This is a genomic window from Methylobacterium sp. B1, assembly GCF_000333255.1.
In the GTDB taxonomy this organism is placed as follows: domain Bacteria; phylum Pseudomonadota; class Alphaproteobacteria; order Rhizobiales; family Beijerinckiaceae; genus Methylobacterium; species Methylobacterium fujisawaense.
This window is the reverse complement of the sequence record NZ_BACT01000337.1, coordinates 1-15,990: the sequence shown is the minus strand read 5'-3', so window position 1 is coordinate 15,990 and position 15,990 is coordinate 1. Positions and strand designations below refer to the sequence as shown.

The 15,990-nt window shown below is 62.2% G+C and carries 7 protein-coding genes and 2 pseudogenes; 3 read left to right on the top strand and 6 right to left on the bottom strand.

The annotated features are described in order from the left end of the window. Positions 1-257, bottom strand: a pseudogene (locus I53_RS35005) (integrase core domain-containing protein); the annotation flags it as partial. Positions 258-274: 17 nt separating this feature from the next. Then, positions 275-1,346: pseudogene (locus I53_RS09890) on the bottom strand (IS110 family transposase). A 681-nt stretch (positions 1,347-2,027) separates the two neighbouring features. On the opposite strand from I53_RS09890, the gene I53_RS30380 reads away from it, so the two are divergent. The 3 genes from I53_RS30380 to I53_RS09870 all read left to right on the top strand — a co-directional run bounded on the left by I53_RS30380 (position 2,028) and on the right by I53_RS09870 (position 10,699). Beyond that, positions 2,028-4,418 carry a glycosyltransferase gene (locus I53_RS30380; protein ID WP_051044752.1) on the top strand — a complete coding sequence of 797 codons (2,391 nt, stop codon included), beginning with the start codon at positions 2,028-2,030 and terminating at the stop codon, positions 4,416-4,418. Positions 4,419-4,607: 189 nt separating this feature from the next. Beyond that, complete coding sequence (locus tag I53_RS09875) at positions 4,608-9,776, top strand: glycosyltransferase (protein WP_051044751.1); 5,169 nt, start codon at positions 4,608-4,610, stop codon at positions 9,774-9,776. A 245-nt stretch (positions 9,777-10,021) separates the two neighbouring features. Further along, complete coding sequence (locus tag I53_RS09870) at positions 10,022-10,699, top strand: class I SAM-dependent methyltransferase (RefSeq protein ID WP_182593087.1); 678 nt, start codon at positions 10,022-10,024, stop codon at positions 10,697-10,699. Positions 10,700-11,252: 553 nt separating this feature from the next. On the opposite strand, the gene I53_RS33830 is transcribed toward I53_RS09870, so the two are convergent. The 4 genes from I53_RS33830 to I53_RS09855 all read right to left on the bottom strand — a co-directional run. Then, a complete protein-coding gene (locus I53_RS33830; protein ID WP_187294329.1) occupies positions 11,253-12,044 on the bottom strand; it encodes a hypothetical protein in 792 nt (263 codons plus the stop codon). 4 nt (positions 12,045-12,048) lie between these two features. After that, positions 12,049-14,691, bottom strand: coding sequence for a hypothetical protein (locus I53_RS33105; RefSeq protein ID WP_148291103.1), 2,643 nt, complete (start codon positions 14,689-14,691; stop codon positions 12,049-12,051). 164 nt (positions 14,692-14,855) lie between these two features. After that, entirely contained in the window at positions 14,856-15,521 is a 666-nt protein-coding gene (locus I53_RS09860; RefSeq protein WP_251982275.1) for an acetyltransferase, read from the bottom strand. Next, on the bottom strand, positions 15,518-15,990 hold a 473-nt coding region (locus I53_RS09855), incomplete at its 5' end, for an SDR family oxidoreductase (RefSeq protein WP_043349852.1). The genes I53_RS09855 and I53_RS09860, both read right to left, overlap by 4 nt.

Below are 15,990 nucleotides of genomic sequence, written 5' to 3'. Positions count from 1 at the left end.
GAACTCGAGCGGGCCGAGATTTCCGAGCGTCGCATGACGCCGCGCTGCGTTATAGAGGGACTTGATGTCATCGAACACGGCTGCCCGTGCCTTGTCCCGCGGTCGGTCGGCCGCGCCGTCCGTTCGGACTTCGGCGAGAAGACGAAGCTCTCCATCGCCGCATCGTGCCAGACGTTGCCCGACCGGCCCATCGAGCACACGATGCCGTGCCCGGCCATCAGCCGCTGGAACGGCCCGGTCGTAGAGGGGCTGCCCTGGACGCCCTTCATGTGTGTCAAGCGGCGATGCGCGTCCGGTTGATCGCCGGCTGCCGATGGATGATGAGCGTCAACACCTCGCGAGCGAAGCAGCGTTTCAGGCAGCGAAACGCGTCCAGTTTTGAGCGGCCCTCCGCGATACGACGCGCCGCGTACGCCCTGGTCCGCACAACCCGTCCGTCGGCGTCCGATCGCGAGGATGTGCAGCGCACTGTTGGCCGCGCAATCACCGCCGCGGTTGCGGCGATGGCCCACCGTCTTGCCACAGGAGGCCGGCACAGGGCTCACGTCACACGACGCCGGGAAGCCCGCCTCCGAGCGCAAGCCTTCGGGATTGTCGCCGGCCGTCAGTTGGAGTTGCGCGGTGCCGGTGCGACGATGGAGTTGCGGGCCACCACGCGTTCCGGCGCGAGCTCATCGACGAGATCGCCGCTCATGGGATCGAGATCGGCAATCTCGTCTCGCGGCTCCATGCAGCGCCGCGCCAGGGTCTTCAGGCCGATCCGGTACGCGGTCTCGGCGCCGTGATAGGCGCCCAGATCAGGCCGCCACGCCGCCAGGGTCCGGATGAGCTGCACTCAGGCGATCCGGCGCAGCGCCTCGCGCAGGCCTTCGGGCGCACACAGGATGGTGTTGTGGATCATCTGCAAGGTGATGCGCCGGTCAGCCCCCCTTCCGGCACGCGCTCAGGACACGCAACGACCCGGCCATGCCATCGCGGGTGCGGGGCGTGACGGCGCGGGTACCGGCGAAGGCGGCGTGTGCCGCACACTCGGCATCGAAATCGTCGCTCGTGCCCTGCCGCCGACGATCCTGAGCATCGGGAGCGGCCACCTTCAGCAGCTCGATTCCAGCCAGATGCAGAAAGCGGGGCAGGTCGGCACCATAGCTGCCGGTCAACGCGACCCCGACGCCGCGCGCCGAACGCATCCAGATCCGCCATTGCCAATCGCCCTGTCGAGTCGCGCCGAAACGCGCTGAGGCATGCCAGCCCCACACAGCGAAGGACCTGTCGGAGCCAGCCGCAAGAGCACTATCCCGGCGCCTCCTATCTCTGCCCCTTGGAGGTGCATTCGGGGCACCCAAAATGTCTGGCGAAAGCGTTCGTCGGCGTTTGGACCCTGCATTTCCACATCATGGCATGTCTCTTGCTCAACGCCGTCGGCATGCCGCGGCGGCCGAGGCCGACCGCAAGCCGAATTGCCGCCCGTCCCGGCGACGTGCTACCGGAGCGCCCGCTCGCTGCGGATAGGATGGCCGGCGTCCGGGAATGGATCCTCTCATCTCCGTTTCGGACCGTGCAGGACCTGCATCGTTTAATTCGCCACCGATTTGCTCTGATCGGCGAACAGACGGGGAAGATCTTGCCAGCTACAGATTGGGAAAATCTCACGTGCCACTGTGGGGATCATCGAGAGAGGGCGACTGCCATTTGAAGCCGAGGGCCGCTCACGACGCGCCTTCGGGCGCGCTGTAGCTTTAGGAAGACCGCTCAACGGGCAACAGCCCCCCTGCGGCGATCGAAATCAAGTCGCCACAATCTTAAGGTATAATTCAAAGTTGCAAAGAGTCCGAACTGCTTACACCGGGATTCAGCACCGTATGAGCGGTGGAGCCCTGCCTTGGCGCCAAGCATCGGAACCGTGATTGGCAACGGCTCGAACTGCCCGTCGCAGGAGCCAGAGACCTTCGAATCGTAGCGGCACCCGACCAACGAGCGGACGAAGTGCTGGCCAACTCAGATTTCGGATTTGAACCAGGAGCCCACCCTTGAAAGAGTTCGAACCGGCGTTGGATCAGCATAATTCGGTCAACGCGGCTTCTGCGAAGGACCGAATTCGGCGGCTGTTCGACGCGCATTGGTACCTGGCCATCAATTCCGACGTCGCTGCGGCCGGCCTCGATCCGCTTGAGCACTACCTGTCCGACGGCGTGGCCGAGGGCCGGGACCCGCACCCACTGTTCGATACGTCTTGGTACTTGGCGCAGAACCCCGACGTCGCCGCATCTGGCCGCAATCCACTTGAGCATTACCTGACCGACGGCGCGGCCGAGGGCAGGGACCCGCACCCGCTGTTCGATACGTCTTGGTACTTGGCGCAGAATCCCGACGTCGCCGCGTCTGGCTGCAACCCGCTTGAGCATTATCTGTCCGACGGCGCATCCGAGGGCCGGGCCCCGCACCCGCAACGGCGGCTGTTCGACGAGCCTTGGTACCTGGCCAGCAATTCCGACGTCGCTGCGGCCGGCCTCGATCCGCTGAAGCACTACCTGTTCGAAGGCGCGGCCGAGGGCCGAGACCCACACCCGCTGTTCGACACGTCTTGGTACTTGGAGCAGAATCCCGACGTCGCCGCATCTGGCCGCAACCCGCTTGAGCATTACCTGTCCGACGGGGCGGCCGAGGGCAGGGACCCGCACCCCCTGTTCGATACGTCTTGGTACCTGGAGCAGAATCCCGACGTCGCCGCGTCCGGCCGCAACCCGCTCGAGCACTACCTTTTCGATGGCGCCGCCGAGGGCCGGGCCCCGCACCCCCTGTTCGATGCCTCCTGGTATCTGCGGCGGAACCCCGACGTCGCCGCCGCCGGTTACATTCCACTGGTCCATTATCTGTCTTCAGGAGCTGCCGAGGGGCGGGACCCGCACCCCCTGTTCGACACGTCCTGGTACCTGGAGCGGAACCCCGACGTCGCCGCGGCCGGCCGCAACCCGCTCGAGCACTACCTTTTCGACGGCGCCGCCGAGAGCCGGGACCCGCACTTGCTGTTCGACACGTCCTGGTACCTGAAGCAGAATCCTGGCGTCGCCGCGGCCGGCCGAAACCCGCTCGAGCACTACATTTTCGAGGGCGCCGCCGAGGGGCGGGACCCGCACCCGTTCTTCGATGCCTCTTGGTACCTGAAGCAGAACCCCGGCCTCAAGGCGGCCGGCGGCAATCCGCTCGAGCACTACCTTTTCGAGGGCGCCGCCAACGGGCAGGATCCGCACCCGCTGTTCGATGCCTCCTGGTATCTGGAGCGGAACCCCGACGTCGCCGCGGCCGGCTGCAATCCCCTGGTCCATTACCTGTCTTCCGGCGCCGCTGAGGGACGCTCCCCGAATGCATTCTTCGAGCCGGCCTGGTATCTGGCACGATGCCCAGACGCAGCGCAGGCAACCGGTAACCCGGCGATCCATTACCTCCTGCACGGCGGTCCGGCCGGAGCGGATCCAGGCCCGACCTTCTGCACCGCATATTACCGTGCTGCCAACCGCCTGGGTGAGGCAGATATCGGCGCGCCGCTGGTGCATTATCTGACGATCGGCAGAGAGCGCGGTTTGAGGATTGCGCCAAGTCCCGTCATCCCTGCCGGATGGGATGTGCCGAAAGGCAAGGCATGGCGTGAGAGTTTCGAAGGCCGGCTGAACGCGCAAGTCGCGGAGCTCGCCGACGCCGACCTGACGCCGCCTTTCGGTGCGGGATCTCCCACCTTCTCGATCACCACCACAGTCTATGACACGGATCCCGATTTCATCCGGGAACTCTCCGACAGCATCTCCCGGCAGGTGTTCGGGGACTTCGAATGGCTGATCCTCGATAATGGATCGACCTCACCCGCAACGCGAGCCGCTTGCGCGGCTGTAGCGGCGGCCGACGTCGCGCGGGTGAAGCTATTTCGCATCGAGCAAAACCGCCACATCATTGGCGGCAATCGATATCTGCTCGAGGAGGCTGCCGGACACTACATCGTACCCGTCGATTCTGATGACGTCCTGTACGACAACACCCTCGCCGTCCTGGCCGATGTGTTGAGACGTCATGCCAGCTCCCCACCCGCAATTGTCTATAGCGATGAGCAGAAAGTCGACATAGACGGAGTACCGCTTGAGCTGATCTGGCGACACCCTTACTCCCTCGCCTCTGCCTACACCACGGCTCCGGCGGCACATCTGCTCGTCTACTCTCGTGAACGTGCTTTGGAATGCGGCGTCTACACCAACGATGACGCGCGCGGCTGTCATGACTGGGATACTGCGCTGCGCCTCACTGAAGACGGCGCCGGCGCAGTCCATGTACCGGAAGTACTTTACGGCCGGCGCGTCCATGCGGGATCGACTGCGTTTAGACAACAAGATCAAGACAACCATCGGGACTTCTCATCATGCTGTCCTGCGTAGTAGCCTCGAGCGCCGCGGCTTGCAGACCGTTTTGCGACAACCGATCATGCGACCGGCATTGCAACCCGGCAGAAATTCAGCCGGCTCCGCAGTGCGCTCCCCTCGATCGCCATAGATTTTGTCATCGCGTGGGGCGCGTACGACCTGGGCGCGACGGAGCATAATCTCCGTCTTCTCTACACGGCAGACATGTCAGCCCGCGTCTTCTATCCGGCCTCCATGGAGGCGGAGGTCGCCGCGCTGCGTCAGCGCCTGCCGGACGCAGCCGTGACCTGGGTGCCCTGCGCGACACACGAGACCCTCCTCGACGCGGTCCATGCGGTCGGGCCGGACACGTTCGCCAAAGCCTTCGTCACGGCTGACGTCTGGCTCGATCACGCGGACGCCCTGGTGCAGGCGGTCGGCCTTCTCGAACTGGATGGCCGAGCCGGCATCGTCGGCGGCATGCTCAGACTGCCCGGCGGAATCACGCACAGCGCCGGTCTGATGGCCGGGCTGGACGGTTTGGCAGGCCTGCTGTTCAGGAACTGGCCAACAGCGTCGGTTCCGTGGATGTACGGGAAGGCCTCCCACCGGGTGAGCGGGTTCCCTGGTATGGCGCTGTGCGTGAGAGCCGACCTGCTGCGCGCGGGCTGCCGGCTCGGCGGTTTCGACCGGCGGGACACCGTGCATGGCCTTGCCTTCTGCCTGGAGGCCGGTCGCCTCGGCTACACCTCCGTGTTGGACGAGGCGATGGAAGGCGAAGTCCTCGACCCGGCCCCGTCGCACGTTGGGGCAGGCGAGCCGACGCGCGTTCACCTCCAGATCCGGTTCAAAGCAGAGACAGCCCACCCGCCGATCTCGCCCCATTTGACGCGGTGCGGAGCGCGCTTCGGGGCGCTGCCGGGGCCGGACGAGATCGCGGAGCGTCGTCAACATCGCGACCTGCCGCTCATACCGGCCTTGAATCTTCGCATCGCGCCACATCTCGCGCGGCACCCGACCATCAACCTCCTGCTGCCGGGCGTCCGGAAGGCGAGCCTGTCGGGCGGACCGAACACGGCTCTCAACATCGGATATCGACTCGCCGCGCTTGGCTTCGCCGTCCGGATCTTCTCAACCGACGTGCCGACCGACCCGGATCTCGATCCGATCTGGGATCACATCGTCAGCATTTCGGGCGGCTCCGAGCGCTTTGCGCATATGAGCATCATCGACGCGTCCGACCGAACCAAGTCCGTGGAGATCGGCGCCAATGACATTTTCTTCGCCACAGCGTGGTGGACGGCCCGCATGGCCTATGCTGCCCGCGATCTGGTGGGACATCGCCCGTTCATCTATCTGATTCAGGACTTCGAGCCGATCCTGTATCCGGCCTCGACGGCCTATGCGGCGGCTCTGGAGACTTACAGCCTTCCGCACCTCCCCTTCGTCAACACGACGCTGCTGCGCGATTACCTCGTCGATGAGGAGATCGGCCTGTTCCGCGAACCGGAGCACCGCGCGCGCACGCTGTTTTTCGATCCCGCGATCGACAGGACCTATTTCTACCCCGAGCCCGCACGATTCCGGGGAGCGCCGCTGCCGGCCGAGCTTCCCGAAAGGGAACGGAGGAAGCGACGCCTGCTCTTCTACGCGCGGCCGACGAACGGCATTCGCAACCTCTTCGAGATCGGAGTGGCAGCCCTGCGCGCGGCCATCAGCGAGCAGACCCTGAGCGCGGAGAACTGGGAGTTCGTCGGGATGGGCGAAGCGTTCGCGCCCTTCGACCTCGGCTGCGGCGCACGCCTCGCTTGCGCGCCCTGGCTCGGCTTCGACGGTTACGCGCAGCTGATGCGGGACTCTGACATCATCCTCTCGCTCATGCTGTCGCCGCATCCGAGCTACCCGCCGCTCGAGATGGCCGGCTGCGGCGGCATAGCCGTCACCAACACCTATGGCAGCCGGACCGCGACGAAGATGGCCGCGCTCTCCTCCAACATCATCGCGGTCGAGCCGAACGTACCGGCGATAGTCGAAGCCCTGATCGAGGCGGTCGGCCGACTGGACGATTGCGCAGCGCGCGAGGCGGGCGCCACCCTCGCGCTGCCGGCGACCTGGGACGACAGCTTCGCGACGGCAATCCCGGCGCTCTCTGAGATGATCCGAGCGCAGGGTGTGCCAAACGATGCGCCTGCACGCCCGCCTATCGGCGAACCCAGCCGCCTGGGCAAACCGGGACCCGACCCGGACAGCGCCTACGCGGCCTTCCTGGCAGATGCGGCGGCACGCCGTGCGCTGGTCAATCACGGCGTTCCGGAACCGGGGCTGTTTACGTTCGTCACTACGGTCTGGAACACCGCGCCGGCCTATCTCGACGTCTTGGCCCGCAGCCTGCACCGTCAGGTGGGCGGCCAAGTCTTCGAATGGTTCATCCTCGATAACGGAACAACACGGCCGGAGACGCGGGCGTTTCTCGAGACATTGGCAGAACGGCGGCCTTATGTCCGCCTGGAGCGCGTAGAATCGAATCTCGGAATCATCGGCGGCATGCGCTATTGCCTCGAACGCGCGCGCGGCCGGTACATCCTGCCCCTGGATTCCGATGATTACATCAATCCAGACTGCCTACGCACGCTTGCTTGGTATGTACAGAAATATGACTATCCGCCGCTTCTCTATACCGACGAAGACAAGCTCGTCGGCGAGCGTCTGAGCGATCCGTTTCAGAAGCCGGACTGGGATCCCGTTCTCTTCTCGGCCCAGTGCTACATCGCCCATCTCTGCGCGATCGACCGCGCGCGGGCGCTCGAACTCGACGTGTACGGCGATCCCGCTCCCGAGGGCAGCCACGACTGGGACACCTTCACGCGCTTCTGGATAGCAGGCCACACTCCGATCCACGTGCCGCATGTGCTCTATGCGTGGCGGCTCCACCCGCAGTCGACCGCCGGCGGAAACATGGAGTCGAAGCCTGTCGTATTCGATTCGCAGCGCGCGGTTCTGAAGCGGTTTCTTGCCGGTACGCCGAACGGCGATCGTTTCGAACTCGTGCCAAGCCCGCTCTTCGGCAATACGCCCGATTGGTGGATGCGCCGCCGACGGATCGAGGGCCGACCGATCACCACGATTCTGCTGCGCGGGGAGACCGAAGGCGACTCCGTCCCCGACATCAGGATTGCCCAGGGTCTGGATCACGAGATCGCGACGATGGAGATCGGCGCGGGTCCGCTGAGTCTCAAGGCGCTCGTCATCGATGCCGCCCAGCGCGGACGCCTCGTCCATCTGATGGGGTCCGCGATCTGTCCCGACGACGATGAGTGGGCCTGGGAGGCCATCGGCCTTTTCGACCGCCACCCGGATACGGTTGCCGTCGGTGGACGCATCCACGCGGACGGCCACGTTCTGGAAACCGGTCGCTTCCTCGGCTTCGGCGATGGCTGTGGCTGCCCGGATCGAGGCCGGCCGATGACGGATCCGGGCTATGCCGCGCAGGTCTGGAAACCGCGCTCGGTAAGTGCCGTCTGTGCGATGCACGCCGTCTTCGACGCCGCGTTCTTAGCCGAGGTGCTGACGATCGCCGCCGAGCATGGCGGCACGCTTCCGCACCTTGGCGCCTGGGCCGGCGGGCACGCGAAGCGTGCGGGCCATCGGGTCATCTATTCCCCGTTCCTGAGCGCGCGGACCCGGATCGACTACGACGCGCTTGTCGGAATGACCGAGCGGAGCGCGTTCCTATCCGCATTCATCGACCTGATGCCGGAGGATTCCCTATTGCCGGCCGGAACAGGCCTGAATCCCGAGACAGCCTACAGACCGGTCCTGCCCGTCCCGGGCTATCGAGTCCCCGCGGAGATCCCGCTGCCGGATCATGCCGCTTGGCTCACCGATCACGCGGCGCGCCGGTCGAAGGCCTTGCCGGCCGCCACCCACCGCCCTGGAACCGTCCCAGCCTTCTCCCTGCTGACAACGCTGTACATCAAGACGGATGCTGCGCTGTTCGCGGCCACGGCCGAGAGCGTGTTGGCGCAGAGCTGTGGCGATTTCGAATGGATTGTCCTGGCGCACGGGCCGATAACGACCGACTTGGACGCCGTACTGGACCGTTTCGCTCCTGACGCGCGGATCCGATTGCTCCGCTTGCCCACCAATCTCGGGATCGTCGGCGGCATGCGCCACGTCTTGGAGGCGGCGCGGGGACGGTACGTGATCTCCCTCGACGGCGACGATCTCCTGATGGAAGACGCGCTCGCCATCTTCTCCCGCGCCATCCGGGAGAATGACGCGCCGGCCCTCCTGTACACCGACGAGGACATCATCATCGGCTCGCGTCCGATGCATCCCTACCTCAGACCGGATTGGGACCCGGTGCTGGACCTGGAGAATTCTTGGATCTGGCACGCCTGCGCGATGCGCCGCGAAACGGCCCTCGAACTCGGCGTCTACACCGACCCGGCTGCTGAGTATTGCCACGACTGGGACAGCATCGACCGCTTCGCCGCTGCGGGGTATCGGCCTGTCCACGTGCCCGAGATCGTCTATCACTGGCGCCATCACGACCGAAGCACGTCCAATTCCGAGGGGCCCAATGAGGTCTCCGCGGCCTCCGTCCGGCACGTCCTTCAACGCAAGATCGATCGGCTCGGCCTCGAGACCCGGTGCCGCGTCGCCCCGTACCCGATCTGGCGCGGTGCCCAGGAATGGTGGATCTCGCGAGACCTGGATCGTCTTCCGTCGCTGGTCGCCCTGACCGACGGCACGGGCTCAGCACCGCCGCTTTTCGAAGCCGCTCCCCTCGTCTCGAAGGAATCTCTTAGATCGTGGCGCGAAGCACTGGATCCGATCGATGACGCGACGATCGTCGCAGTCATCGGTTCCGGCGTCGTGGAAACCGGAGGCGACGTCGCTACCCGTGAGATCGCGAAGATGTTCGAGGTGTTCGAGGACGCCGCGGTCGTGACCGGACCCGTTGTCCACAATGGGGTCATTCGGTCGGCGGGCCTCGCTATGGACGGGAGAGGAGCGCTGGTCGATTTCCTGAGCGGCCGCCCCAGCGGGGATCCGGGTTCGTACGCCCTAACGTTGAAGCCGCTCAGCATTGCGGTTCCGGTCGACGATTGGTTCTTCGCCCGCGCGAACTTCCTGAAGGCCTGTCTTGCGACGCTGCCGGATCAGACACCGAACGAGGAGATCGCGCTCTGGATCGGTGCCTGCGCACTCGCACAGCATCGGCGCATCATCTACACGCCGCTGGTCACCGCGGAGACTGCGCAGCCGAGATTGTCCGCGTTCGAAAGGCGATCCACGAACCGAGTCTGGCGTCGCTTCTTGGACCGTTCGGAGGCACCGGTGCCAGGCGTGCAAGCGACTGCGGCCTACCGCCCCCCGCGCAGCGCGTGAACGGGGTGCCGAAGCGATGCGACGCTATGCGGAGGCACCGAATGTGTCAGCGCGACCACTGTTCAGCGATCCGAAATATGCTAGCTCTTCCAGCAGCCAGACTTCGAAATGTGTCGTGACCAGTCAGCGATCCCGTTGCTGAATCGAGAGTACCAAGTATACATTGCTCGTGCCTTCAAGCACCGGGGAAGTTGGGTGCGTACTCTTGTCCCGCAAATCTAAGCAAGCATGTGAGCATCCAAGCCGTGTACACTGTCGCCCCCGTCCCGACCATTCCCGAATTAATCGAGCGGATCGTCGATGCAGGATCCGGATCGACAGCATTTTTCGAGTATGAACTGAAAGAGGATGGTCTCTTTCTGCAGCAAAATCCTGCGGAATTCGCAGAATTCGTACACTATATGGCCAGCAGCGTTCCTCCGAGCAATCTGACACTCGATATAGGCATCGCCTCGGGCGGACAGACGAAATTCCTCCGAGACTACTATGCATGCCAAAAGACCATCGTCGTCGATCTCGGGCAGCATCCGGACGCATACAACTGGCCGAGGATCCGGAAATCTCTGAACAGCGATCTGATTCTTGAGATCTTTGACGATTCTCATGCGCCGGCCGTACGTGACTCGCTGCTGCCGTTTCGCGGCGAGATCGACTTCGCCTATGTCGACGGCGATCATAGCTATATCGGACTGCGACAGGACATTTTTCTCGTGCGCGAGATCCTGAAGCCAGGGGCGTTCATGGCTCTCCACGACACGCTCGCCGTTGAAGACTGCAAACGCGTGTATGACGAGCTGAAGGCCTCGACGACCTTCGATCATGTCATGGACTTCAATCATCGATTCGGTATTTCGCTGTGGCAGCTTCGGGAACCCGTCGCATCCACGCAGGAGAACCGAACCAGTGGTCTTGGGGATCTCTGAAGCGCTCTCGGTTTGGGCTGTGTCGGATGATGCGGTGCCACGCGGCGCCGTTGGGATGCTTCGTGGCCGGCCTCGGACGAGGAACAAGGCAGGGGCCGACCCTACAGGCCGGATCTGCGTGAACGCGTGGTGGACGCGGCAGGAGCGACCGCCCGCCGTCCAATAGCCAAAGCCGCTTTGGGTTTGGCGCCGCGGCGGCGATCCGCTGGATGGCTGCGCTAGCCACGACCGTGACGGTTGCTGCCCGCCCACGGGGACGGGCCGCCGCTCCCACGCACGATCAGCACGCGGCGTTCCTGAGGAGGCGGCGGATCGCCGAAAGGGATGATATGACCCTGAAGAGGATGCGGCCCCACCTGCGAGCGGAGCATGGTCTCAAGGTCGGGGTGGGAACCCTGTAGAGCGTCCGCAACGCGGGCGAGCTAACTTACAAAGGATACAGTTTCCTCCACAGAGCAGGATTGCTCAGACGTGCGGCGGCTGGCGAGGCTTGGTTTATGGCGCCGAACGAACGGCCTTCGCGGTCTAAAAATCGCCGACACGCCTCGACGGTTCACAGCGTCGAGGCAAACAGCCTCGGATGCACGAAGCGGCCCCACGTCTTGAAAACAATGCGGTCTCTTTCACTGGGACTCATGTCGAAGTAAGCCCGGGTAACATTATCTCCGACAAGCAAATTTGATTGCAACCCTTGCCTGAACGTTTCACTATCGATCCAGGCAGATGGCCCATATCCGCGTCCATCCCGTCCAACGACGAGGCATGTTAGAGCTGCGGAGAAGACCCTTCGCGTCAGGCTATCTGGACCGCTTTCAAACCGCCACGCATCAATTTTTTCACGTATGTAAATACCATCGAGAAAACGTTGCGCATCTTTAACGCGCAGAGCAAATGCATTGGTGCGAAGATGCGGGTTTGGAAAACGCGGAAAGTCAGGGTGCAGGTAATTCAGGCTTTCGCACGAACCTGTCGCACCCACCATACCGACGGCGGGATCCCTCAAATTGGAGATCAGCTTTCCCAGCCAGTTCTCCGAAATTATTTCCGAATTGCTGTTTAGAAAACAAACATACGGGTCATTCAGATACCCGACTACGGCAGCATATGCTCCGATGTCAAAGCCAACATCTTCCATCACGTGGGCAGTGTGCGGGAGGGCCTCGAACAACAGGCGGGCGGAACGCTCATGCTCCGCTGTGTGGAAACCTTTGAAGATGACATGCAGATGCGTCGGCTGGCCTGTCGAAAAAGATGCGTATGAGCGAATAAAGCGTCGAAACCGGTCGAGATGATCGTCTTCGTAACCCCGGGCCAGAAAAACTAACGCTGTCGCATCTTCGGACATCAACTCAACAATCTTTCTGCGGCCGCCCGTCATAGGCGGCGGGACTAATCGCGAGACGCTCCGGGTTGTAATAAGGATCCGATATCAATTGGCGGCTCCATTTTTCAACGAAAACGCGATCCCGATCGAACCCTACCGCAGAAAATCCCGAGGCATATTCATCGACATCGATCTCCGATTCAACCAGTGTGTCGGCATCGCAGACAACCATCTTTCCTCGCGCCTGAATTGCGAGACAATAGTCGACGGCCATCTGGCTTGGATCGACCGTCGCGTCGAATCCGCCTACACTTTGAAACAAGCCCTTGTCCGTCATAAGGGCGTCCAGCTCGACAGCTCGAAAATTTCGTGATGCCGTATGGCTAAAAAAATAATCCTCGCCATCCGGGCGTGAACCATGGTGAACCCGATGCTTCATCCCGTCGAACAAAACCAGCCCGAATTGTGCGGTCCGCCCATCCGCGGCAATCAGCTTTGCGCCGACAGCGCCGATGTGAGGTTTGATGATGTGGCGAACCATATGCGTCAGGCAGATCGCCTCGGAACGCTGCGGTACGTCGCTCAAGAACAGAATGTACTGTCCAGTTGCCGCTTCTACGGCGCGATTGAGAGCGACCGCGAGGCCTCCCGTGTCGACATCGCCGGATAAATGACTGCCCCGGACTGCGTTCGGATCGGAGACGACCGCATCGTCGAGGGTGGCCGCGATGGGGATCACCTCGATCGTGGCGCCTTCGGGCAGCCCGAACTCTGCTGACGACCGAAGAGTGATCTGGCGCAAGAAGGGGTAAGGCAGGTCGACTGCTGAAGACGTGATGGCCCTCGTGCTGTACAGAACAATCGAAATTTTAGCAGTCGTTGTGATCGGCGAGCCCAATCTGTAAAGCCGAGCCGGTTGCGCATGTGCAACAAATTCGGCATGGCGCCCCAATCGGCGGCAGCGTCGGTTAAGGCTTGCAAGGTCCGCCTGCACTTCGGTGTCGGATCCGTGCCTTCGATCCGGACATGTCGAGATCATCTCGCGCACATGACCGATATGACCCAATTTCTCAGTTACCCTGAGAAGAAAATCGAACGGGTCTTCTGCGGAGGCGAGAAGTTCGCCAGCGAATGTCAATCTGTAGCAAATAGAGCGCCCAATATAATTAAAACTCTCCAGATAATCCGGGCTCCAGGCCGGTTTGTAGAATGGAATGATATCCCCGTCGGCAGAACGGATTTCCTCGTCGCCGTAAATCAGATCGAGTGTCGGCACCCGATTGATCGCACAGGCGAAATGATACAGCGCAGCAGGCTTCAGGACATCGCCCGCCTCAAGCCAGATCAAGTATACGTCGCGCTCTTTATCCGAGCGCTCGACGAACGACAGGATGTCAGAAACAGACAAAATGATAAAATTTTTATAAATCTGCGCCAGCAAAGACTGCGTCGTGATGCGATGCTTACGGTCGTCCTCCCCGCTCGTGACGATGAGAAACTTTGGCTTGATAGCCATGCTCGATATGTGACGAAGCGCCTCAAAACCTGTGCCCGAAAACGCTTCTTCTGCGGCTCGTCGTATTTCACGATACAGCACAGACATGGGAGCAGGGCTGCGGCCCTGTGCGCGACCTATCGTGATGTAATGGGAGAGCGGATTTGTACGCTCCCAGTCTGCATCTCTATAGCGATCTGTATAAAATCGACCCGAGAATTCCGGACTGGGGTCGCGATGGTTCTTGGCGCCGAAGAGTACGTAATGCAGAAGAGGATTCATCCCCGGCGGAATGTTGTGTTCATAATTTCTTAGATACCAGTTGCCGCGAAAGAGACAATGCGGCTCGGTCCCGTAACCGGCGCCTTCCAAGAGGTAATGAACAAGTGGATTGACGTTAGCGTCAAGTACTTCTGGATATTTCTTGAGATACCAGTGGCTGTCGAATAGGGGATGCGGACGAAAAGCGTCCCGAACTCCAAATCGAAGGTAGTGTTCAAGGGGATTGATACTCGCGAGCTGGCTCCGGGTGCATTGTTCCGCATAATAATCCGTGTCAAAAAGCGGATGCGGATCCAATCCCCGTGCGGCTCCCTTTATAAGATAGTGCTCGAGCGCTGTCATACCGTGTGGCCGCTCGTCCGAGCACTGCCGCAGATACCATGCCGGATCGAAGAGTGGATTGGGGCTACGCCCCTCCCGTTCACCATTGCCGATGTAGTGAAGAAGAGGGTCGACCCCAGCCTCCGCCACGTCGGGATTGTTGCGCAAGTACCAAGCGCTGTCGAAGAGTGGATGCGGGCTTACACGGCTTTGTGCAGGTGCGCCGATGTAGTCCAAGAGAGGGTTGAGACTTGTGCCGTGAACTTGCGGCCTGTGTTCACTATACCAAGAGGTCGCGAACAGCGGATGCGGATCCTTTCCGCCAGCGGCGCCCACAAGGAGATAGTGCGCGAGCGCGTTGAGCCCCGTCTGCCCAACCTCAGGGTTCTGATCCGCATACCAAGACGTATCGAAGAGAGGATGCGGATCGCGCCCTTCGTCTGCGCCGCTTGAAAGATAATGAGAGATTGGATCGACACCGGCGTCGGCGACGTCAGGATACGTATGAAGGTACCAATCCTCATCGAAGACGCCAGCAATGACAGTTCGGATGTCGCTCTCTTCGGTCATCTCCAAATGTCCGATCTAAACAAATAAAATATTCGCACGCCATCGGCGTTCGATGAGAAGCGCCCGCGGTCGCCACGTATCAGCCCCGTGACATTTTTCATCCGCACGCAGTCCCGACGTTGTTCTGCGCTGACTGAACGGACTGATTGCTGAACCGCGTCGCTTCAGCTGGTTCCGACGATATCCGGTCGCGGCCAGAGGACAGCATTGTCCTTCACGTCTCGCATGACGTTGCATCCCATGCCGATCGTCGCGTTCTCGCCGATCCGCAGTCCTTGCAAAACCTTCGCGAGGGGCCCGATGAGGGTGCCGGACCCAACAGAACATTTACCTCCTACGAAAGCTCCCGGAGACACAGTGGCGTTTCTGCCAATACGTGCATCATGTCCGACAATGGCTGCTGAGTTCAGCATGCAGAACGCAGAAAGATGCGCGTCGACGTTCAGGATGACACCGTGGGCGACGAAGGCACCGGGCTCAATGGTCACGCCATCGCAGACAATCGCGTGCGGCGAGATCAAGGGCGGGCAGGCAAATTCGTGTTTGAAGAGCCAGGCGATGATATCCGCTCGAGCATTGATCACCTGACGGCTGACCCCTCCGATGGCGATCGCAACGCCATCGTACTGATCACGGTCCGCGAGTAGTTCATCCAGATAGCCGCGCCACGGCGCCACCTGGGTCTGCTCCTGAGTCGAGTAGACGGACTGGACCGCAAAACCGTTCAGTCGGGCGATCTCCGCCACCTCTTTGGCAAATCCCCCTCCGCCGATGAGAGCCAGACGCTTCACAGTTGGTATGGCCGGTCCTGACGAGCAGTCGATCGTCACAGCGCCGCTCCGCCATCGATCCGGAGGATTTCACCGGTCACGTGCCGTGCCTGCGGCGACATGAGGAAGGCGATGGCGTCGACAACCGACGTCACCGTGGCCGTTCCCGACGGACTGCGCTTCTCCAGGGCTTCTTTGAACCCCTCTCCATAGAGCCGAGCATGCGCCTGCGTCATTTCCGTATCGAGCCAGCCCGGCGCAACCCCGACGGCTCGCCTGGGGGCAAGTTCTCGCGCCATGCCCCGGATCAATGCGTCCAGCCCGGCCTTCGAAGCGGCGTATGGGACGATCGCGGGCTCCGGGCGTTGCGCGGCCACCGAGGAGACGGCGCAGAATACGGCGTCGCGCGTCGAGATCCGGGCGTTGCCGAAGGCGGCGGCGAACAGGGTCGGGGCCACGAGGTTCGTCTTGTAGAGCCGTTCGAACTCTTCGACGGTCAGGCTGCGCATCGGCTTGATGATCTGCATGC

Coding starts and splice junctions, on each gene's coding strand:
- I53_RS09875 (WP_051044751.1), top strand. CDS start 4,608: ATGTCAGCCCGCGTCTTCTATCCGGCCTCCATGGAGGCGGAGGTCGCC.
- I53_RS33830 (WP_187294329.1), bottom strand. CDS start 12,044: ATGTCCGAAGATGCGACAGCGTTAGTTTTTCTGGCCCGGGGTTACGAA.
- I53_RS33105 (WP_148291103.1), bottom strand. CDS start 14,691: ATGACCGAAGAGAGCGACATCCGAACTGTCATTGCTGGCGTCTTCGAT.